Source organism: Verrucomicrobiaceae bacterium, assembly GCA_016713035.1.
Lineage (GTDB): Bacteria > Verrucomicrobiota > Verrucomicrobiia > Verrucomicrobiales > Verrucomicrobiaceae > Prosthecobacter.
Genome location: JADJPW010000014.1, coordinates 22220 through 44892 on the forward strand (window position 1 = coordinate 22220; position 22673 = coordinate 44892).

Here is a 22673-nt window from a genome sequence, read left to right on the forward strand (position 1 = left end):
TATGAAAAAGACTCTCTCATTCATTTGCGGCCTGGGCTTCATCTGCCTCAGCGCCACGTTCGTCAATGCACAGGAGGGCGAGCGCCCCAAAGGTCCGCCAGAGGGTGGCCCACGCCCCGGTGGCCCAGGCGGTGATGCCGCTGGACGCCTCGCAGAGTTCATCAAACGTGCCGACACGGATGGAGACGGCAAGATCAGCAAAGACGAGTTTTCCGCCATGAACCGTAAGGAGAGCGAAGACCGCTTTGGCAAAGCAGATACCAATAGCGACGGCTTCATCGACCAGCAGGAGTTCGGTCAGATCACCCAGCGCATGCGTGAGGGTGGAATGCGTCGCCCTGGTGGTGAAGGCGGCCCTCCTGGCGGCGGTGAAGGCGGCTTCCGCCGTCCACCTGGATCAGAAGGTGGTGCCCGTCCAGAAGGTGGGCGTCCAGAAGGCGGACGCCCCGATGGTCCCCGCCCAGAAGGTGGTCGCCCCGATGGTGAGCGTGGACCTGGTGGTCCGCCTACTGGCGGTCGCCCCGGTGGCATGTTTGGCGATCCCAAAGAGAGCTTCAAGCGCATGGACGCAGACGGCAACGGTAGCGTTACCGAACAAGAATTCGTCACCGCGATGACCAAGCTCCGCGAAATGATGAGCCGTGGCGGCATGCGCCCTGGTGGTGAAGGCGGGGCCCCTGGTGGTGGCTTCCGCCGTCCAGATGGTGATCGTGGCCCTGGCGGTGCTCCGCGTGATGGCGAAGGTGGCTTCCGCCGCCCACCCGTCGAAGGCGGCGACAAGCCTGATGCTCCGAAGCGTGAAGGCGGCGACAAGCCCGATGCCCCGAAGCGTGAAGGCGGCGACAAGCCCGATGCCCCGAAGCGTGAAGGCGGTGACAAGCCCGATGCTCCGAAGCCCGAAGGTGGCGACAAGCCGAAGGACGCAGCCTAATCAGCCCTCACCATCCGAATCAGCTCATTCGTATCCACGCGGGACGGCCTCACAGCCGTCCCGCTATTTTTTGCAGATGCCAGTCGTGGTGCCTTGATGCATGGATGCCGTGTTATGAGCCGCCTTTTCTGCATTTTCGCATTCATTTGCATCCTGAGCCTGCACCGCGCAGCCGCACAGGAGGCGGAGATACTCGGGCAGGGAGCCTTCCGCTACCGTGTGGTGCCCGGATGGGGACATTCAGCGCTGGCAGGACTACACATCAAAAACGGCCACGCCTGCGCCATCGACTCCCAGGGCCGACTTTTCTTCCTCACCGATGATGCGCGGAATAACGTCATCATCCTCGACTCCAAGAGCGGTGCCCTCCTTGCTCAATGGACCGCTCGCATGCCAGGAGCCCACGGCATGAGCCTCCTGCGCCAGGACGGTATCGAAGTCCTCTACATCACCGATACGCAGCTCCATGAGGTGCGGAAGCTCACCCTCGATGGCAAAGAACTCGCTGCCTATCCCTGGCCCGCAGAGGCCAAACTACACGCAGACGCCAAGGAATACCGTCCCTCCAAGACCATCCACTTCCCAGATGGCTCCTTCGCGGCCTTTGATGGCTACGGAAAGGACTACATCCTCCACTACACCGCAGATGGCAGCTTTCAGCGAGCCTGGGGCGGCACACTCGGGGCCGAGCGAGATCACCTGAAGCACTGGGGACCCCATGGCGGCGCATTCGATGACCGCGATGGCACGCCGCGCATCATCATCGGCATGAGCGATCAGCAAGAGATACGCCGCTTCACGCCCGGAGGGCAGCTCATCGACATCATTACCATGCCAGGTGGGAATCCGCGTGACATCGTACTCTTTGGAAAAAACGCCATCGTGCCTCATCTCGGCGATCAGTGGCCCAAGGACAAAAATGCCCCCGGCTTCATCTCCATCGTCGATGCGCAGTGGCGCATCATCTCCAATATCGGCGCACCTCCCGCCACGTATGATGAAAAAGGCGTCCTTCAGCCCATGCGCAGCGATGGAAAAACCTTCATCCACCCGCATGGCGTCGCTGTCGATGCTGAGGGGAACCTCTACGTCGCCCAGTTCGCCTCCAGCGCCGCACCGCTGCTGAAACTCGAACGTGTGAAGTGACGCCCAAGTGCAACTTTCTCCCTCAAAGGTGGTTTTTATCCCCCATGATCATGAAGCGCCTCATCATCGCCTTTTCCGCTCTCAGCCTCGTTGCATCTGCGCAGCCACCTGAAGGGCCCAAACCACCGCCAAAGCCTGGCGAGCCCCCCCGCCGTGGTCCAGGTGACCCAGGAGGCCCCGGCAAATACAATGGTGGCCCTGGCGGCAGCGGAAAAATGCGTTCACCACCGCCGGGATTTGAAAAACTCAGTGAGGAAGACAAAAAACTCCTACGTGAGGCTTTTGAAAAAAACTGGAACGACCCCGACGTGCTCGCCGCCCGTGATGAGGCCCTCAAGGCCAATGAAAAAGTGCGTCGCGTGCTGCACGACAAAATGAGCCGCCAAGATCCACGCATCGCGGCGATCTTAGAAAAGATGCGTCCACCTTACCCCATGGACGAGCGCGGCCTCCCCCAGCTCCCGCCGCCCGAGTCGCCCGACTTCGCCCGCGCTGCCACTGCACGCCTCGGAGCAGAGACCATGTCCGTCGCACGTCCTGGTCGGCATGAGGAGACACGCCGCTTTCACGATCGCATCATGCAGTTCCCGCGCATCCGCGAGTCCATCAGCCAGCTCGAAGCCGCCCAGCCCGCCGAGCGCATCGAGCGCTTTCGCAAGCTCAAAGACCTCTACCGCCAGCTCGCAGGGGAAGAATGGCAGCGCCAGCGCCAGGAGCGCGAGGCCGCCACCGAGAAGAAGCAGTAAAACTCGTCTCAGAAAAAGTGCTCAGTCCTCAGTGCTTAGTAGAGACATCCGCATGGCGTGGAAATCCGACTTCGCACTAAGCACTGAGCACTCCGACAAGGCGGACACGAAAACAAACTGAGGTGCTTTTTGCCCCCGAAGGAGTGCGCAAAACAGGCCAGGATACCGCTCACAGGCCGGGAAAAAGGCGTTTGACCCATGATGGGCCATGCCCCAGTATCGCCGCCCCTTAAACCAGATCACACAATGCCCGCCAAAATCTACACTGAAAAAGACGCCAGCCTCGCTCCTCTCAAAGGCAAGACTTGCGCCGTCATCGGCTTCGGCTCCCAAGGCCACGCCCACGCACTCAACCTCAAAGAGAGCGGCGTCAAAGTCGTCATCGGCCTCTACCCAGGCTCCAAGAGCCGCGCCGTCGCCGAAGAAAAAGGCCTGAAGGTCCTCGACACCGCAGATGCCGTCAAAGCCGCAGACGTCATCTTCGTCGCTGTGCCAGACACCAAGATCGGTGGCGTGTACAAGAAAGACATCGCCCCGAACCTCACCAAGGGCAAGACACTGCTCTTCTCCCACGGCTTCGCCATTCTCTACAAGACCGTCGTCCCGCCGAAGGACGTGAACGTCATCATGGTGGCCCCGAAAGGCCCCGGCCACATCGTCCGCCGCCAGTACACCGAAGGCAAGGGCGTGCCCTCCTTGATCGCGATCCATCAGAACGCCGACAAGCAGGCCAAGAAGATCGCCCTCGCCTGGGCGCACGGCATCGGCGGCACCCGCGGCGGTGTCATCGAGACCACCTTCAAGGAAGAAACCGAAACCGACCTCTTCGGCGAGCAGACCGTTCTTTGCGGCGGCACCAGCGCCCTCGTCCAGGCAGGCTTCGAAGTCCTCACCGAGGCTGGCTACAGCCCTGAGATGGCCTACTTCGAGTGCCTCCATGAGCTCAAGCTCATCGTCGATCTCATGAACGAAGCAGGCATCGCCGGCATGCGTTTCTCCATCTCCGAAACAGCCAAATGGGGCGATGTGAAGGTCGGACCGAAAATCATCGACAAATCCGTCAAGAAGCGCATGAAAGCCGCTCTCAAAGACATCCAGACCGGCAAGTTCGCCAAGGAATGGATCAAAGAGACCGAAACCGGCTACAAGAAGTTCAACAAGCTGCTCAAAGACGGCGAGAAGCACCCCATCGAGAAGACCGGTGCCCGCCTCCGCAGCCTGATGCCCTGGATCAAGAAGCGCGACATCAAAGGCCAACAAGCCAGCTACGTCTAAGAGACCACCATCGAGTCAAATCCAAGCGCGGACCGGCAACGGTCCGCGTTTTTTTTGCCTGGGACTCGGGATCGAGAAAAAGCGGGAGGGTTTTCGACAAATAAACGATAGAGAGAGCTGCATCCCTATTATTTTTGGAAATAGCACAAAAACATTCACCCGATGGAGTCTATTCCACGGATAACCTGAGCTTGAGCGCTTATGATGCCATGGCAATGCGTGAGGCAGATCTCACAAGATTGCGCCAAGTCCTGGTGCGCCTGGACACCCCTACGCTTCTTCCAGGGAACTACTCCATCGGCTCGATACGGCGTTCTGCTTGGTACGGAATTCTGCGAGGTGAACACGATCGTGACGCAGCTCTAGAGGTTGCAGAGGAGGTTCTTGCCTATGACCCGACACTCGAGCCTCGAAAGACTAATATTGGCAAAATGATTGAATCCTGGCAGGCATCAAAGCATGAAATACAAGGAAGGGTGCTGCTTCACGGATTCACCGTGTCAAAACGTCTGGCTGACTGAAAGCCCCCTCATCTTAACCCCAATAAAACTCGCTCCCTAAGGCGAAATCCCTTAGCCTAGTTCATCCGATCTGGTGACCGTGCACAGTTCATGAATGCGTCAGCTGCCGAGTGATGCAGTCGTTCAAGCTCAGGCGGATGCGGCTGAGGAGGCGATAGACGGCTTCGACGGTGCGTCCGCTTTTGGCGGCGATGTCTTCGATGCCGCAGTCTTCTTGGTAGCGCCAGAGGACGATTTTGCGGTGGGCGTCGGGGAGCTTGCGGAGGCAGGTGTAGAGTGCTTCGGCTCGCTGGTCGAGGGAGTCGCCACGGCGGTCGATTTCGGCGGCGACGGCTTGGATGAAGGCTTCGTCGATTTCTTCGTGCTGGTGCTTCTTTTTGGCGCGGCGGTAATTGAGGATCTGGTGCGTGGCGATGGTGCGTGCCCAAGCGCGGAAGTTTGTGCCTTGTTCAAAGCGGGCGAATTGCTTCCAGAGGGTGATTTTGACTTCCTGCAGGATGTCTTCTGCATCGGCTGTGTGGGAGACGAGGCTGTGCACGTAGGCCGCGAGCCAGCGGTCATGCTGGGTGAGCAGGCGAAGGTAGGATTCGGTTTGGTCGATGTCGGTGCTCATGGGCGAGAGAATGGCGAATGCAGAATGTCGTTAAGTTACGATTACCCATGATCTTTGCCGCAGATTACTTCTCTGAACAATCCAGTCTGTGGCTTTCCTGAATCTGCGGCAATCCCTTCATCACTTAACGAAATTGAATGCAGAATGACGAATGGCTGAGGAGAGGTGCGGTTTCGTCATTCCGGCGCAGCCGACCGGTCACGCCATGAGTTTGGTGTTGGCGTTGCCTTCGTTGAGGTCGATGCGCTCGGGGCGGCCTTTGTGGGGATAGACGAGGCGGGTGTGATCGACGCCCATGAGGGCGAGGATGCTGGCGTGCAGGTCGTGGACATGCATGCGGTCCCGGACGGCGTAGAGGCCGAGGTCGTCGGTTTCACCGAGGACTTGGCCGCCTTTGACGCCGCCGCCGGCCATCCACATGGTGAAGCCGGTGGGATTATGGTCACGGCCTGCGCCTTGCTCGCTCATGGGGGTGCGGCCAAATTCGCCGCCCCAGATAACGAGGGTTTCATCGAGGAGGCCGCGCTGTTTGAGGTCGGTGAGGAGGCCTGCGATGGGGCGATCGACGGCGGCAGTGAGGCGGCCGTGGTTTTCTTCGAGTTTGGAGTGGCTGTCCCATTTGCTTCCGGCGCCGCTGTAGAGCTGCACAAAGCGCACGCCACGCTCGACGAGGCGGCGGGCGAGGAGGCAGTTGCGACCATAGACGGCGGTTTCTGGGTAGTTCATGCCGTAGAGGGCTTTGGTGCTTTCGCTTTCTTTGCTGAGATCGACAGCGGTGGGGGCCTCTGCCTGCATGGTGTAGGCGAGCTCGTAGGAGCGGATGCGGGCCTCCAGCTCGGTGTTGTCGCTGCGGATGGAGGCGTAGTCGCGGTTCAAAGTCGCTAGTAGGTCGAGCTTGTCGCGTTGGCGGCGGTCACTGAGGCCTTTGGGGTTGTCGAGGTATTTGATGGGGGTGCCTTCGGAGCTGAATTCGACGCCTTGATAGATGCTGGGCATGAAGCCGCTGCCCCAGTTGCGCACGCCATTCACCACGGTGCCTTCGCTGTCTTTGATGACGACAAAGCCGGGTAGATCGTGGTTTTCGCTGCCGAGTCCGTAGTTGACCCAGGCGCCGAGGGATGGTCTGCCGCCGAAGATGCTGCCTGTATTCATTTGGCAGACGCCACCGGCGTGATTGATGCCGTCGGAGACGCAGGAGTTGATGACGGCGATGTCATCGGCGTGTTCGCCGACGTGTTTGAACCAGTCGCTGATTTCGAGGCCGCTTTGGCCGTATTTTTTCCAGGTGCGGCTACATGCGAAGAGCGGGGCGTCGCTCTCGCCCATGGCTAAGACGGGGACTTTGAAGCTGGAGGGTAGTTTTTGGCCTGCGAGCTGGTTGAGGAGCGGTTTGCGGTCGAAAGTATCGAGATGGCTGGGGCCGCCCTCCATGAAGCAAAAAATGACGCTTTTGGCCTGACCGAGCTTGTTGGGCAGTTTGGTCAAAATGGGGCTGAGATCCTTCGGTGCGGCCAAAAGGGGCTCATTCATTAGCGCGGCGGCTGCGACGGCTCCGAATCCGCAACCGGCACGGTTGAGGAATTCGCGGCGAGAGTGTGGGTGGTCGATTCGGCGGCAAAACATGGTAGTGGGATGAGAACGTCACATCCAATAGGTTTTAACCGGGGAGATTTTGGACGAAAAATCGGCCTTCAGAGGGTGAGGAGCACTTTGGCGGCACCGCTGGAGAGGGCTGGGGGGATGGCGCGGCGGAAGTCATCGAGGCTGACGGGCTTGGTGAGGAAGGCGTTCATGCCGACTTCGCGGCATTCTTCTTTGACGCCGACGAGGGCGTGGCCGGTCATGGCGATGATGCTGGGCTGTTTTTTGAGATTGAAGTTGCTGCGGATGGCACGGGTGGCGTCGATGCCGCCCATGACGGGCATCTGGAGGTCCATGAAGACGATGTCGTAGGAGTTGGAGGCGCTGATGTCCACGGCCTCTTGGCCATTGTTGGCGATGTCCACTTTGGTGTAGCCGAGGCGCTGCAGGAGCATGCAGGCGATCTTTTGATTGAGGGGCTGATCTTCGACGAGGAGGATGGTGGCGGGGTGCTGACGTGCGAAGTTGTCACCGCCGTCGGCTTTGGCGGCTTTGGCGATGGCGCGGTTGGTGGTGATGGAGATTTGGGCATCGTGCCCGCCTGCGGCTGCACGGGAGCCTACGATGCTGGTTTCAAAGCTACTCTGGAGGTCGCTGAAGGGCTGTGGGGAGGCTGGGACAGATGCAGCGGAGTCGTGGGTAGGTGGTGAGATCTGCTGGGAGGCATAGGTGGCCACTTGGGCCATGAGTGGCATCTGCGGAGTGCCCTGGAAGGCGGGCGGTGATGCTGCGGAGCGCAGGACGGGTGGGGCGGGCGCGGCTGTGGGGACGAGGATGGGTGCTGGGATGGAGAGCGGTGGTGCATTGAGCACGGGGGAGGCGACGACGACGCGGCGCGGCATGCGATAGAGCTCGGAGAGGGCGCGGAGGATGTCGCGGCGCTTGATGGGCTTGGAGAGGGTGAGGTGGCGGCAGCCGACGGGGGGCGAGAATTTTTCGCGGTCGAGCTTCGCGCGAGTGATGGGGAGGAGGGTGATGATGGCGGCCCCTTTGGCTGCGGCGTGACGGAGGAGTGGCTGGGCGTCTTCTGGACGGAGGCGTGTGCAGTCGAGGATGAAGATGCCGGATTCATCGAGGAGGGTGTCGAGGTCGTCGATGGAGCGCTCTTTGAGGATGCTGATGCGCATGCTCCAGGCGGAGAGGCATTGATTGAGGACTTGCTGGGTGGTGGGATGGCCGCTGTGGAAGACGACGGGGCGGTTTTTGACGACGTCGATCCAGGCGATTTCTTCGGATCGCTCTTCGCCATCTGGGGCGACAGTGAGGGGGATTTCAAAGAAGAAGTCGGAGCCTTTGCCGACCTCGGAGACGACAGAGATCTCGCCATTCATGAGGCGGATGAGTTTTTTGGAGATGGCCAGTCCGAGTCCTGTGCCGCCGTATTTGCGTGTGGTGGATGCGTCTGCCTGGGTGAAGGCCTGGAAGAGCATGCCGAGCTTTTCTGCGGGGATGCCGATGCCGGTGTCGCGGACGGAGAAGTGGAGGACGGTTTTTTCGCCGCCACCGGGCACCTGACGGGCGATCTGGCGGACGAAGAGGAGGATTTCGCCCTTTTCGGTGAATTTTAGGGCGTTGCCGACGAGGTTGACGAGGATCTGCTTCACGCGCTGGAAGTCGCCCATGAAGCGGCGTGTGAGGGCGGGGTCGATGTGGACATTGAGCTCGATGCCTTTCTCCGCAGCGCGGTGGGAGAAGACGTCCATGGTTTCACTGAGGAGTTTTTCGATGTCGGCGGGGATGTTTTCGATCTCCATTTTGGCGCTTTCGAGCTTGGAGAAGTCGAGGATGTCATTGATGACGTGGAGGAGGCTCTCACCGGAGGAGCGGATCATGCGGACGAGCTCTTCCTGCTCAGGATCGAGGCCCATTTCAATGAGGAGGCTGGTGGTGCCGATGATGCCGTTCATGGGCGTGCGAATCTCATGCGACATGTTAGCGAGGAAGTCGCTTTTGGCGGCGGTGGCGACTTCTGCCTGCCTGCGGGCTCCTTCGAACTCGGTGAGCATGGTTTGCTTCCGCAGGTCTTCTTCCTGGATGCGCTCGAGGGTCTGATTGAACTCCTGGGAGAGGGCTGCCATTTCGCCGATGCCGCCCTGGGGTAGGCGGATGCCGAGATTGCCCAGGCGCATCTGGCGGAATGCCTGGACGATGGCGGAGAGCTTGGAGGAGCTGGCCTTGGCGATGGCGATGAAGCCGAGCACGGCGATGAAGATGCCGCAAAAGGTGGCGAGCAGGGGGATGGAAAGCCGTGCAGGGGAAAGAATGTGGCCTAGCTGAACGAGAGGCTGACGCACGAGGAGGACTGCGGCGGTGCGGGGGTCGCCTTTGCGATGAATGGGGACGGCGGCGAGGCTCCAGAGACTATGATCCATGTAGCTGAGGGAGCGCTGCTGACGTGAGTCTGCGGTGACGAGGGTGGCTCCCTGGCGGACACGCTGAATGAGGCCCTCAATGACGCCTGGATCTGTCTGGCGTGCATCCCAGGCGTGGGTGGGTGCGCGGAGGATGAGTGGCTTGACCATGTCGGCGAGTCCTGGGACATCTACGGGGACCAAGAGGCACTCAAGACCGAGGGTGGTGAGAGAGGGCGCTATCTCGATGGTATCGACCCGCATGCGCAGGAGTGATGCGGTATCTGCGGGTAGCGGTGTGCGGCCTGCAAACTGCTCCTCCGTGATCTGCATGCGATCGAGCTCGAACTGGCCCGAGAGGGCGACGGCACCGAGGTAGCCCGCCTGGGAGTGTCTGAGCGTGGCGTATTCCTGCCAGAAGAAAACAGCCGCATTCACAACGACCGCGACCACCACGGAGCTGAGTCCTAGGAGGGTGTGGCGATTGATGAACAGGGCAAAAGATTTCATGCAGGCGGTGCAGAGATGTCAGGCGATGTGTGGAGGCAGGTGCTGCGGCGATCAGCCCCATTGTGTGATCGGGGCAGAGGCGAACGCGGGTGCGGCGACACTGCGGGGAGCTGCCTCACCGTTGATGGCGCGACGCACGGTGATGGCGAGGGTTTCGATATGGAAAGGCTTGGAGAGGATGTCGTAGAAGCCGATGGCCTGGCAGAGCTCGCGGGCGTCTTCTTGGAAGTAGCCACTGCAGGCGATGACGGGTAGGTCCGTGTTTACGGCGCGGATCATTTCGAGCACATCGAAGCCAGAGGCACCGCCAGGCATGGTGAGGTCGAGCAAGGCGGCGGCGTAGCTTTTGCCGATGCTGTGTGCATGGCGGATGAGGTCGAGTGCCTGCTCACCAGAGGTGGCGCAGATGACGCTAAAGCCCTGGGAGGAGAGGATCGCTTTGCCGACGGCGAGGACATGGGGCTCGTCATCGATCAGCAGGAGGCTGTTCGGGCTTAGTGTAGGCTCACGAGTGATGGTGACGGTGGGGAGTTCCATAAATGAGGATGGGTTGAGAGGGCTTATTTGAACTTGGAAATCACATGGCGGTGTAGCTGAGGCACTTGATCTCATCGAGTGAGGTATGCCCGGCGAGGACCTGGACGAGGCCCTCTTGGTAAAGGGAGCGGAAGCCGGTCTTGAAGGCGGCAGCACGCATGGCGGACATGGGAGCAGCTTCTTCGATGAGGTCGCGTAGCTCGGTGCTGACTTCACAGATCTCCATGAGGGCGACACGGCCTGAGTAGCCGGTGTTATGACACTCATCGCAGCCACGGGCCTGAAAGATGGGTGTGGTGACGGGTGCGGTGATGACTTGTTGCTTGGCGAGGAGCTCCTGTACCTCTTGCGGCACGGGGATGGGCTGTTTGCAATAGGTGCAGAGCCTGCGGGCGAGTCGCTGGGCCTGGGAGAGGGCGATGGAGTCGGAGAGGAGGTATTTTTCCACGCCCATGCTCAGCAGTCGGGTGATGGCGCGGAGGGAATCGTTCGCGTGGAGAGTGGTGAGCACCAGATGGCCGGTGAGGGCGGCATTCACAGCGGCACCCGCAGTTTCGGCATCGCGTGATTCACCGATGAGGATGATGTCTGGGTCAGCACGGAGGAGGGAGCGGAGGCCGTTGGCGAAATCGAGCCCGCGGGAGTTGTTCGTCTGCGTCTGATTGATGCCTTCGATCTCGTACTCGATGGGGTCCTCGATGGTCTGGATGTTGACGCCTTCGTCATTGACGCTGTTGAGCAGGGCATAAAGCGTGGTCGTTTTACCCGATCCAGTAGGGCCAGTGACGAGGACGAGGCCCTGATCCCGCTGCATGGTGCGGGTCAGGATGTCGATCTGCCGCTGGCCGAGGTTGAAGTCGCTGAGGCGCTTCACGCCATCCTGCTTGTCGAGGAAGCGCATGATGACCTTCTGGAACTCGCGGCGAGTGGGCACCGCAGCGATACGGACATCCACGCGGCGCTTGCCGATCGAGAGTGCGAGGCGGCCATCTTGGCACTCTGCGCGGGTCTGGCTCATGCCGGCCCAGTTTTTGATCAGGGCGACGAAGCGATTGAGCTGGCTCTCATGCGCGGTGAGGATGGTCTTCATGCAGCCGTCCATGCGGGCACGGAATCGGGTGAAGCTGTAAAATTTCTCCAGATGCAAGTCGGAGGCACGGCAGCGGATGGCTGTGTAGAGTGCCCACTTCACCAAATCCTCCGGCGCGACGCCCTGTGCCTGGGGATTGATGGCGTTCATGTCATCGGGGTAGATCTCGACGACATTGGCATCATCCACGACGCTGAGCGTGACGCTCTCCATGTCAGCGACGCCACTTTTATCGAAGGTGGCCCCGGCACGGTTGATGGCATCACGGATGGTGGCCAGATCGGCCAGGACGGGCACGATTTTGACGACGGGATGGCCCATGGAGACCCACTCATCCTCGAAGCGATAGCAATCACCCGAGTCACTGAGCATGAAGACGACATTCTTGCCGATGTAGATGGGATAGACGCAGTGACGCTCCAGCAAGGGCAGGGGGAAATGATTTTGGCGCTGGGCCTCCGCAGCACTGAAGACCATCTGCTTGCCACCACTGACGAGGTGCTGCAATGCGATGCCCAAATTACGCTGCATCACATTGAAATGCGTGATGGCGAGTTTGTCTGCCTTGCCCTTCTGCGCTTCGTAAAAGCCGTTGAGCTTGGTGATCTCAGAAGGTTCGTAGGGATAATGTGCTAGTAGCCATTGATAGGTGCCTTCGAGCCCCAGCTCTTTGAAATTGGCCGGCTGGAGAGACTCGATCGTGTTGCTCTGATTGATCGGCATCTGGCCAAAGCGCTGCACCAGCTCTTTGCGTGTGTTTTGATACTGCTCGGCGGTGATGAGTACCTTGATGACCAGGAATGGCGGCACGCCCCAGAGATCTCCGGCCCTGGGATTATGATGGGCCATGACGAGTAGTGGCCCCAGAGTCGTGATCGGTAGCCACGGATCGGCCACATACGGCACGCGGCCGAGCTTGCGCACCATTCGCTCCGCTTCGGGGGAGCAGCTCTCACGCAGCAGCGTGAGAGGGATCATGTTATGTTGGAGTGCGAGTCCTTCGATGGAAAGGATCGCGGCGGGTCGATTGTCGATATTTGGCGCAGACGGACTACTCGCTTCTCCAAAGGATTTGGAGGCGGATTGTGCCGTATTGGGAATGTTGAGAAGGGCGGGCATGGGGTGCGCGGTCTGGAGTCTGGCGGCCTGTGATTGCGGTCATCTGCCGGACATCCGATAGGATTCTGGATAGGTGTAAGGAGTCGTGAAGTCCGATCCGTCGAAGTTCATCAGCAGCCCGATACCGGTGCTGCCATTGCGGATCAGTTCATACATGCGTCCGGTCCAGCGGATGCGGTAAGTATCCGTCTCAGCTGTGGCCACGGGGCGATAGCGTGGATCGTAATAAGGGGCCGCAGGCATGGAGCGCTGACGTGCCGGATTTTCAGGCTCGGGGTTCTCGTATTGCAGCATCTGCAAGACCGCTGTCTCGTCCACCGCGCTACCATTCATACGTGGGAAGGTCTGCTCGAAGTTTTCTTCTGCAAAACGGTACACCGATTGGTTGAGTGCCTCCACTCGCTCCTGAGCCAGCACGGCCTTGGAGCTTTCCAGCAGATTTCCATAACCAGACACGGCCAGCCCACTCAAGACGCCGAGGATGGAGATAACGATGACCAGCTCCGACATTGAAAAACCACTGCGTCCGCGCAAAGGGCGGGCGGAGCAGATTTCGGAAGTTGAGCGGGCGAAAAAGCGCATGTGGAGAGGCTCTTCAGTAGGAGATGCTTTCGTTCGACGTGGAATTCACCAGCGGCACCTTGGAGAGATTCAGCAGGCTGTTGTCCGACAGGTTCGTGCTGAAGCCTTCTGGCATGTAATTGATGAAAAGAGCCTCTGCGAAGGAGAGGTAGGGGCGCAGCAGGTCATAGCGCTGCTGGTCATTTTTCGCCTGCCACACCGCATTGGCCTGGGTGCGGCCATACATCTGGATGAAGCTGGCTTTCGCCATGTTCAGCCCTTCACACTTCGAGATGGCGTTCTTGCGGATGCTTTCTGAGTGCATGCGCGTGACCGATGGGATGGCCATGAAAGCCACGATGCCGATGATCGACACGCAGGCCATCATCTCCACCAGGGAGAAGGCGCGGCGCAGACTCTGTGTGCTCCACACAGCGGGCCATATTGTTAGTCGGGTAGGGGTATTCATAGTCGTTGTGCAGTTGCCGCTACTTTAGGGTCTTTTGAAAATGACTGTCGGCTCCCCGCCGGTCTCCCAATCTGGGAGTTCCAGCCACTCGCCCAAGTTATCGAGTGCGGCGCTACGTAGCTTCTGGGTCTGGCCAGTGGAGTACTCTAAAATGTGATCCACCGTCGTTTGATCGAGATAGCCTGGGCTCGCTGGCGTCGAGCCAGATGCAGGCCGCGGGATCAGTAGGTTAAAGCGGTGCATCGTCTCTAGGCCGCTATCATTGTACTCGGCCCGCACGGCCTCCAGACTCCGCAGCCGCCCCGTGGTGGAATTGGTGGTCTGGTCGATGACATACTGCGTCAGAGCAGACTGGATGCTGACCTGGAGATTCCTAGCCACGGCACGGTTCGCATCTGAGGCGACGCGACTGATGGAGGCCACTACGATCGAGGACATGATGCCGATGATGGCGATGGTGAAAATGGCCTCTACAAAGCTAAAACCACCAGGGAGCGATGACCTCGCCTTTTGAGCCAAGGGGGAACCACTCGGGCCAATGGACCCTCTCCGCAGTCGGGAGAGGCGATTGGGCGCAAAATTCGAGAGTAACTTCATGGCGTAATGTGGGCTATAAAATATTAATTACCATAAATATAACATCTCACAGGTTCTTTCAAGAGTTAAAAAGCACGTATTCTATATATATGAGGATTAAATGGTAAAATTTATAAAATATTCGGTTTCTCGACTGAACGCCGGAAATCGTCCTTCCCAAAAACGGCGGACTGTGGGAGCCTCGGGGCCTTTTTGTCTCCCCAGCCGTCCATTCTGTCTCCCGCAGACTATTCGGGCTTTTTGCCACTTTTACCCCACTCAGGGCCATGCGCCGCGTAGCTCCCTCCCCCATCCTTTTTTCGCTCATTTTGAGTCTTTTGAGCCTTCTGAGTGCTTTTTTGCTCTTCCAGGTCCAGCCGCTGATCAGCAAATACATCCTGCCCTGGTTTGGCGGCAGTCCAGGGGTGTGGACGACGTGCATGCTCTTCTTCCAGATCACGCTCTTTTTGGGCTACACCTATGCCCATATCCTGGGGCGGCTGCCGGGCCGCAGGCAGGCCATCATTCACCTCACGATGTTGGCATTCGCAGCGGCACTGTTGCCGATCATCCCGACAGATGCCTGGAAGCCTGCCGCAGACGGTGCAGAGCCGAGCTGGCGAATCCTTACTCTACTGCTGGTGTGTGTGGGGCTGCCGTATTTCATGCTCTCTAGTACCAGTCCGCTGGTGCAGGTGTGGTTCACGCGTGGCATGCCGGGTAGCAGCCCTTGGCGGCTCTATGCGCTGTCGAATATCGGCTCCCTAGTGGCGCTGTTGAGCTTTCCTTTCTTTTTTGAGCCGCGTTGGGATGTGGAGACTTTGGCAAAGGCGTGGTCCTGGGCTTTTGGGGGGTATGCCGTGCTCACTTTGGCAGCACTGTGGCTAGACCGCTGCCGCACGGATGCTGCGGAAAATTCTGCGCAGGAAAAAGTACCCGTTTTGGATGAGCCCCCTTCATTGTGGCGGCGGATGATGTGGGTTTTTCTGCCTGCATTGGCCAGTGCGGTGCTGCTGGGGGCTACCAGCCATGTTTCCCGCGATGTGGCGGTGATCCCCTTTATGTGGGTGGTGCCGCTGAGTCTGTACCTGGTGACTTTCATCATCTGCTTTGAGCGGGAGGCCTGGTATGCGAGGGTGCCGCTGCTGTGGGCTCTACCTGCGCTGCCCATCCTCTTTCTCACCTGCACGATGGAGAATCTGCAAAAGGAGTCGAACGGCTGGGACAAGGTCACTACCTGGCTCTCAGCGAACGAATCCTGGCTCCAGCCTGTGCTGGGAGAGGATTTGGAGAATTTTGAGCTCGATCCGAATTACGCCTTCGAGCTGGGCTGGGCCTTTGCGGCGATGTTCCTCGCCTGCATGATCTGTCATGGCGAGCTGGCTCGGCTGAAGCCCAGCCCGAGCCGTCTCACGAGCTTTTACCTCCACATGTCTGCTGGGGGAGCTCTCGGGGGGCTTTTTGTCAGCCTAGCGGCCCCGAAACTCTTTGTGACGCATGCGGAGTGGCCCGGTGGGCTGATGGTGGCCTTCTTTGTGGCCTGCGTGGTGCTGCTGCGTGGTTTTTGGTGCGGTCTGGAGCGGCGTCTGCCCCGGAATCTTCTGTTTGCCATCATGGGCCTAGTCATGGCGGCAGGCCTGCTGTGGATGGGCCGCCTCGGCTTCAAAGACACGGAGAATCGCCTGGAGCTGGTGCGTAACTTTTATGGGACGCTGATGGTTTCTGAGTGGAATGCGGGGGAGGAGGGGCATTCGCGTGAGTTGAGCAATGGTGGCATCGTCCACGGTCAGCAAAATCTGGATGCGACCTCCCGGCGTGTGCCCACGAGCTATTATGGGCATGAGACGGGTATCGGCTTGGCTCTCGATAGCTTAAAGCTCAAGCCGGATGCCCGCGTGGGCGTCGTCGGCATGGGGGCGGGCACGGTGGCCTGCTACGCGGAGAGCGGCCAGACGTACCGCTTTTACGACATCAATCCCGATGTGCCACGCCTCGCGCAGAAGCACTTCTCCTACCTCCCAGACCTCCAGGCACGCGGGGCGAAGCTGGAGATCGTCGTCAGTGATGCACGTCTAGCCCTGGAAAATGAGCCCTCGCAGCAGTTTGATGTGCTGCTGCTGGATGCCTTCACTGGCGACTCCGTGCCCGCACACCTGCTCACCCGTGAGGCTTTCGCCATCTACCAGCGCCACATGAAGCCCGATGGCATCATCGCCGTCCACATCACCAACAGCTACCTCCGCCTCGCGCCACTCATGGAGAATACCGCCGCCGATGTCGGCTACAAGACCCTGCGCATCACCACGGAGACCGATCACCTCGATCAGGAGACGACCGACTACATCCTCTTTACCAACAACGCGGCCTTTCTCTCCGCGCATGCCCCCCAGCCGCCCTCGGATGACGAATTGGAAAAGGAGGCCCTCATCCACCCCCGAGTCTGGACAGACCGCCATCACGACCTTTTCCAGATTCTCATGCTCGATCTGGAATGACCCTATGGGGGTAGCTAGAGGCCCTGTTTTGTCATTTTCACGCATCTCGTAACAATCGGAGATTGAGAAAACTCCCAATTGCAGCCATCATCCCGGCCCGTCTGCTCCCGGAGACAGTCGGAAACAGCCACTCAAACCCTGCCACTCAGCCCGTTTTACACATGAGCCTGCCCGACATCGCTGGACATGAACTCCAAGACCTCGTGGGCAGTGGCCGCTGCGGAGCCGTTTACCGCGCCATCGCTGGTGGCAAAGCCTGTGCGGTCAAAGTCTTCAGCAGCATGGCCATCAACCGCAAGGCCCTCTCCACCACCCTGCGGTCCCTCCAGCAAATCCCACGCCACCGTGGCATCCTCAGCGTGGAGAGCTTTAATTTCGACAAAAGCCCCTACTACAGTGTCATGCCCCTCGTCGGCGTCATGACCAAGGACAGCGATGGCCGCCGCCTCTGGCAGACGCCCACCCTGGAGGCCTCCTGCACCGGCCTACCTGCGGATCAGGCCTGGCGTTACATCTACGAGACCTCAGATGCCCTCTCCTGGCTGCATAAGCACGGCCTCCCCCACGGCAATCTGCGTCCCGCCAATGTCCTCCTCGAAGACGATGCCGAGTCCTCCATCCGCATCGCAGATGCGGCCCAGGGCTGGATCGGTGGCATCCACCACCTCGACATCCACGACCACTTCGTCCACCTCTGCCCCGATCAAATCGAGAACCCCGACGGTGTCTTTGCCGGCTACGGAGCCTCCTGGGATGTCTATTCCTTCGGCGTCCTCGCCTACCGGCTCCTCACAGGCACCCTCCCCCGTGGGCAAAAAGCCTGGGACGACCAGCTCGCCCGTGCCAATCAGGCCGCCAGCACCGGCCATCCCTACCAGATCAGCGGTGCCGCAGTCATCGCCGCCATCCGCGCCCAGCCGAAGATCACCTGGCCGCACCCCGCCCAGTCCAAATGGGAAGACCGCCGCCGCAACATCATCGAGCGCTGCCTTGACCTCAATCCTGCCGAGCGCTGGACCGACGCACGCGAGATCGTCCGCGAGTTCGAGGTGCTCGAAAGCGATTACCTCCTCGAAGAATCCCGCGAGCAGACCACCGCCGAGCGTGTCCGCCAGGTCAAAAAAGTCCGCAGCCTCCAGGCCGCTGCCGCCATCCTCCTCGGCGGGCTCGCACTCACCATCCTCTACGGATTCATGACCCTGCGCCGTGCTCAGAACGCAGAGATGACCATCAACACCCTGCACAGCAGCCACAAAACAGAAACCGACGGCCTCCACACCCAGATCACCACCCTCACCGGCGAGCGTGATCAGGCCCGCACCGCCAAGCTCACCGCCGACACCAATCTCCAGCACTCCCAGAGCGCCGTCGATCAATTCCTCACCCAGCTCCTCCAGACACCTTCGGGCAACCACCTCGAAGCAGAATTCTCCCGCGAGCGGCTCCAAGACGCCCTCAGCTTCTGCACCCGTGGCCTCCCCGCATTGGAAAACGACCCCAGCCTCGGCGTCGAGCGACTCCGCGCCTACGGCAACATCGGCCAGATCCACCTCCGCCTCCACGACACCGCCCAGGCCATCACCTTCCTCACCAAAGCACGCGATCAGGCGGACTCACTCATCAAAGAAGGCAAAAACTCTGCCCAGACACCCCTCTACCAGCAGTGGCTCGGGCGTTACAGCCTCCTCCTCTCCGACATCCGCACTCGTGAAGGTCGCCATGCAGACTCCCTCTCCCTCCTGCGTGATGCCACCGCCAACCTCGACAGTGGACTCGCCGCCGATCCGAAAAATCGCCTCGCCCGCGACGAATCCGCCCGCGCTTGGCTCGAATACGGCCTCCGCTGTCAGCGCAATGGCGACTCCGCCGATGCAGAGACCGCCCTCTCTCGCATCCCCGTCATCCTGGACCCACAGCTCCTCGGTGGAGATCTCCTCGGCGATGAAAAATTCATCCTCGCCCGTGCTCGCTACGGCAAAGGCATCAGCCAACGCGACTCCGGTAAAATCCCAGAAGCCCTCGACACTCTCATCGAAAGCGTCAAAGAAATGGGCCAGCTCGTCCTCGGCAGCAGTCCACGCAATCAGGACCAAGCTCTCCTCCTTGCCGAAGGCTACACCGAGCTCGCCGACCTCATCGCACGCCACTTCAGTGCCGCAGATGCCAAAGAAGCCCACAACCAAGCTGTACCCATCCTCCTAGAGCTCAATCGCCTTCTCCCCGAGTGGGCAGATGTGAAATACCTCCTCGCTCGCAACTACGGAGCCCTCGCCTCCCTCTCCCGCGATGCCGGGCAGCCCGGCGAGGCCAGCAAAAAGAAGCAAGACGCCATCGAGCTCGTGAACGAAATCCTCGCCGACGACAAAAACAACGTCCGCTACCAATTCCTCCTCGCCAAGCTCCTCGGTGAATACAGCGAGATCGTCTCCGACCTCGGCCGTGCCGCCACCGCACTCCCCTACGTCCAAAAAGCCATCGCCTCCATCGAGGGCCTCATCGCCGCCCAGCCAGTAGGTGGCACCAAGCTCTCCCCCGAGCGCAAAATGTGGGAAAGCCAGCTCGCCCAGCTCTATGGCACCCTCGGACACACCAGTGAGGCTGCCGGCAAAAAAACAGAGGCCAAAGAAGCCTTCCAAAAAGCCCTCGTCATCTGGGAGCGGCTCGCACCCGCCTCACCTGGAGATGAAGTCGTCCAAACCGCCCTCACCTGGAGCAAAGAACGCCTCTCCAAGCTCCGCTGATCGCAGCGTGACTACGGGCCAGCAGCCTTACTCCTCGTCGTCGGCCTTTCCGTGGCAGAAAATCAGAAATCTAGAATCAAAAATGCAGCATGATCGCCTGGTTCGCCCGTAACTCCGTCGCCGCAAATCTCCTCATGTTCGCCGTCATGGGGCTCGGCATCTGGACACTGGCCACCGACCGCATCCCGCTGGAGGTATTCCCAGACACGCCATCGAAATTCCTCTCCGTCAATGTCCCCTATCCTGGAGGCACCCCGGAGGAGGTCGAGGAAATGATCGTCCTCCGCATCGAAGAGGCCATCACCCAGGTGCCCGGCATCAAGCGCATCTTTTCCACCTCATCCTCCAGCGGTGGCACGGTGAATATCGAGATGGAGGACGCCTCCCTCGCACGCCAGATCATCGACGACGTCAAAATCCGCGTCGATGCCATCCCGAACTTCCCCGCACTCGCCGAGCGGCCCAGCATCCAGCATGACGACTTCATGAGCAGCGTCATCAGCATCGTCCTCAGTGCCGATATGGCCGAGCGCGACCTCCGCCGCCTCGGGGAGCAAGTACGCGATGAAATCGCCGCCCTGCCAGAGATCACTCACTCCACCCTCAGCGGTGTGCGGCAGTATGAAATCAGCATCGAGATCCCAGAGGCCACCCTGCGGAAATACGGCCTCACCTTGGAAAAAATCAGCACCGCCATCCGCAGCAGCGCCATCGACCTCCCCGCAGGTGTCGTGCAGACAGAGGCCGGTGACGTCTCCATCCGCACACGCGGCCGTGCCTACACTGGCAACGACTACGCACGCATCGTCATCCTCACCCGTGCAGATGGCACCCGCGTCACCCTCGGTGAGCTAGCTACCATCAACGACGGCTTCAACGAAAACCCACTCATCGCCCGGCTCGATGGGCGCCGCTGCGTCATGGTCAATGTCATGCGTGAAGGTGGCCAAAACGCCATCCACATCGCCGAAGCCGTCAAAAAATACATCTCAGAGGCCTCCCAGCGCTACCCACAGGGCGTAAAGCTCGAGTTCTGGAACGATCGCTCCAAAATCGTCAAAGGCCGCATCACCCTGCTGCTCCAAAATGCTCGCAGCAGCCTCATTCTCGTCTTCATCTGCGTCGGCCTCTTCTTGCGGCTCGATGCCGTCTTCTGGGTCGCCCTCGGCATGGTCATGAGCTTCCTCGGAGCCTTCACCCTCATGCCCTACTTCGGGCAATCCATCAATCTCAGCAGCGTCTTCGGCTTCATCCTCGTCCTCGGCATCGTCGTCGATGATGCCATCGTCACCTCTGAGCAGGTCGATACCATGCGCCAGCAGGGCCTAGAGCCGCTCGAGGCCGCAATCGAGGGCACTCGCCGCCTCGCAGCTCCCATCACCTTTGGCGTCCTCACCACCATCGTCGCCTTCCTCCCCATGCTCATCGGCATTGGTGACTTTGGGAGTTACCTCTCCCCCATCGCCATCGTCTTCGTCAGCGTCATGCTTTTGGCCCTCATGGAGACCAAACTGATTCTCCCCAGCCATCTCGCTCACCGCACACCCATCCTCAGCCGCATCGCAGACGTTTTAGAGCCCCTGCACCAGCTTTCCGAGCGTACACTGAAAAAAGCCGTCGATATCGCCTACCGGCCCACGCTGCGTTTTTGCCTCAAATTCCGTTACAGCGTGCTCGCGGCCTTTTTTGGCGGTTTGGCCGTCTTATTCGCCATTTTTTGGAGTGGGCGCATCGCCACCACACTCTTCCCCCGCGTCGCTAGCGAGCGCATCACCTGCAACCTCGTCATGCTCGATGGCACACCCTTTGAAGCCACCGATGCCCACATCAGCCGCATCTACGCCATCGCCGAGCAGATGCGCAAAGACTACGTCGGCACAGATGGCCGCCCCGTCATCCGTGGCATCATCTCCAGCACCGGCGCCAGCATGGGCAGCCGTGGGGGCAGCAGCAGCGGTGGAGGTGGCGGTGGCTCCCACGTCGGTGAGGTCACTATCGAGACCTACGGCCCAGAGGAGCGCAGCCTCCAAGTCAGCACCATCGCCATGTCCGATGACTGGCGCAAACGCATCACCGACTACTACGGCGGCCCCATCGTCGGTGCTGAGGAGATGAACTTCCGCGCAGAAATCATGCGCCCCAGTGATCCCATCGACATCCAGCTCAGTGGCACCAATCCAGACGAGCTCCTCGCCCTCTCCGATCAGATCAAAGCCCACCTCAACACCCTCGCCGGCGTCTTTGACGTCTCCGACAGCCTCGACAGCGGGCGCAATGAAATCCAGCTCCGCCTCAAGCCCGAAGCGCAGCAATTCGGCATCACCGTCAATGACCTCGCACGCCAAGTGCGCGGCGTCTTTTATGGCGATGAGGTGCAGCGCATCCAGCGTGGGCGCAATGAGGTCAAAGTCATGCTCCGCTTCCCCAAAGCAGATCGTCAAAACCTCGCCACACTCGACAACATGCGTGTGCGTGGTGCCAACGGCATGGAAATCCCCTTTGCCCGCGTCGCAGAGGCCAAAGTCGGCAAAAGCTTCTCCTCCATCAAACGTGTCGATCGCCGCCGTGCCCTCAACATCAGCGCCGACGTCAACAAAAACACCACCAACCCCGCTGCGGTGCGTGAATCCATCACACCCTACCTCACGGAGCTCCTCGCTACCCATCCGCACATCCAGTGGAGCTTCGAAGGAGAGGCCCGTGCTGAGCGAGAAAGCAAAAGCGCCCTCCTCCTCTCCTCCGTCCTCGTCCTCTTCGCCCTCTACGCCCTCATCGCCATCCCGTTGAAGAGCTACTTACAGCCCATCATCGTGCTCGTCCTCATTCCTTTTGGTATCGTCGGTGCCGTGCTCGGCCACGTCTTCCATGGCAACATGCCCCTCAGCATCATGAGCCTCTGCGGCATCCTCGGAGTCTCCGGCGTCATCGTCAATGACACCCTCGTCCTCGTCGATCGCATCAATGAGCTGCGTGACGAAACGGGCGACATGAAGCACGCCGTCACCGAAGGCAGCGCCTCACGCTTCCGCGCCATCTTCCTCACGCAGATCACCACCTTCGTCGGCCTCGTTCCGCTGATTTTCAATATGGGGCCGCTCGTCGATCACTCACCGCCCATCATCAAAGGCATTCTTGAATGGATCTTCGGTGACAACCGTACTGCCCAAGCCACCAGTGCCCAGTTCCTCACGCCCATGTCTGTCGCCATGGGATACGGCAGCCTCACCGCCACCATCATCACCCTCTACCTCGTCCCCATGGCCTACCTCGTCCTGGAGGACATCCGCCAGCTCTTCCGCCGCGTCTTTCATCTGTTCACGCCTAGCCTCACACCGGCCACACTCTAACTTT

Annotated in this window: 15 protein-coding genes; 7 read left to right on the forward strand and 8 right to left on the reverse strand. The window is 60.0% G+C overall.

The genetic code is table 11. The features are described from left to right. The first annotated feature begins 1 nt into the window (after position 1). The 4 genes from IPK32_24610 (at position 2) to ilvC (ending at position 4098) form a co-directional block, all read left to right on the forward strand. Complete coding sequence (locus IPK32_24610; GenBank protein MBK8095062.1) at positions 2-931, forward strand: EF-hand domain-containing protein; 930 nt, start codon at positions 2-4, stop codon at positions 929-931. Between the two features lie 114 nt (positions 932-1045). Then, positions 1046-2077, forward strand: coding sequence for a hypothetical protein (locus IPK32_24615; GenBank protein MBK8095063.1), 1032 nt, complete (start codon positions 1046-1048; stop codon positions 2075-2077). 50 nt (positions 2078-2127) lie between these two features. Then, complete coding sequence (locus IPK32_24620; protein ID MBK8095064.1) at positions 2128-2823, forward strand: hypothetical protein; 696 nt, start codon at positions 2128-2130, stop codon at positions 2821-2823. Positions 2824-3069: 246 nt separating this feature from the next. After that, positions 3070-4098 (forward strand): ketol-acid reductoisomerase, encoded by a 1029-nt coding sequence (gene ilvC, locus IPK32_24625; GenBank protein MBK8095065.1) that lies wholly within the window; start codon positions 3070-3072, stop codon positions 4096-4098. Between the two features lie 609 nt (positions 4099-4707). Here the strand turns inward: ilvC and IPK32_24630 are convergent. From IPK32_24630 to IPK32_24665, 8 genes are all read right to left on the reverse strand, one after another. Further along, positions 4708-5232, reverse strand: coding sequence for a sigma-70 family RNA polymerase sigma factor (locus IPK32_24630; protein MBK8095066.1), 525 nt, complete (start codon positions 5230-5232; stop codon positions 4708-4710). A gap of 198 nt (positions 5233-5430) precedes the next feature. Further along, positions 5431-6855, reverse strand: coding sequence for a DUF1501 domain-containing protein (locus IPK32_24635; protein MBK8095067.1), 1425 nt, complete (start codon positions 6853-6855; stop codon positions 5431-5433). A gap of 68 nt (positions 6856-6923) precedes the next feature. Next, complete coding sequence (locus IPK32_24640) at positions 6924-9734, reverse strand: response regulator (GenBank protein MBK8095068.1); 2811 nt, start codon at positions 9732-9734, stop codon at positions 6924-6926. Positions 9735-9785: 51 nt separating this feature from the next. Beyond that, positions 9786-10271, reverse strand: coding sequence for a response regulator (locus IPK32_24645; protein MBK8095069.1), 486 nt, complete (start codon positions 10269-10271; stop codon positions 9786-9788). A gap of 40 nt (positions 10272-10311) precedes the next feature. Next, positions 10312-12480 carry a type II/IV secretion system protein gene (locus IPK32_24650; protein ID MBK8095070.1) on the reverse strand — a complete coding sequence of 723 codons (2169 nt, stop codon included), beginning with the start codon at positions 12478-12480 and terminating at the stop codon, positions 10312-10314. Between the two features lie 39 nt (positions 12481-12519). Continuing rightward, positions 12520-13062 carry a type II secretion system protein gene (locus IPK32_24655; GenBank protein MBK8095071.1) on the reverse strand — a complete coding sequence of 181 codons (543 nt, stop codon included), beginning with the start codon at positions 13060-13062 and terminating at the stop codon, positions 12520-12522. 13 nt (positions 13063-13075) lie between these two features. Continuing rightward, entirely contained in the window at positions 13076-13510 is a 435-nt protein-coding gene (locus IPK32_24660; protein MBK8095072.1) for a prepilin-type N-terminal cleavage/methylation domain-containing protein, read from the reverse strand. A 24-nt stretch (positions 13511-13534) separates the two neighbouring features. Continuing rightward, complete coding sequence (locus IPK32_24665) at positions 13535-13948, reverse strand: hypothetical protein (GenBank protein ID MBK8095073.1); 414 nt, start codon at positions 13946-13948, stop codon at positions 13535-13537. Positions 13949-14373: 425 nt separating this feature from the next. On the opposite strand from IPK32_24665, the gene IPK32_24670 reads away from it, so the two are divergent. The 3 genes from IPK32_24670 (at position 14374) to IPK32_24680 (ending at position 22669) form a co-directional block, all read left to right on the forward strand. Beyond that, positions 14374-16581: a fused MFS/spermidine synthase gene (locus tag IPK32_24670; GenBank protein ID MBK8095074.1), complete on the forward strand. Its 2208-nt coding sequence runs from the start codon at positions 14374-14376 to the stop codon at positions 16579-16581. 161 nt (positions 16582-16742) lie between these two features. Then, positions 16743-19322: a protein kinase gene (locus tag IPK32_24675; GenBank protein ID MBK8095075.1), complete on the forward strand. Its 2580-nt coding sequence runs from the start codon at positions 16743-16745 to the stop codon at positions 19320-19322. An 89-nt stretch (positions 19323-19411) separates the two neighbouring features. Further along, positions 19412-22669 carry an efflux RND transporter permease subunit gene (locus IPK32_24680; GenBank protein ID MBK8095076.1) on the forward strand — a complete coding sequence of 1086 codons (3258 nt, stop codon included), beginning with the start codon at positions 19412-19414 and terminating at the stop codon, positions 22667-22669. The last annotated feature ends 4 nt before the right edge of the window (positions 22670-22673 follow it).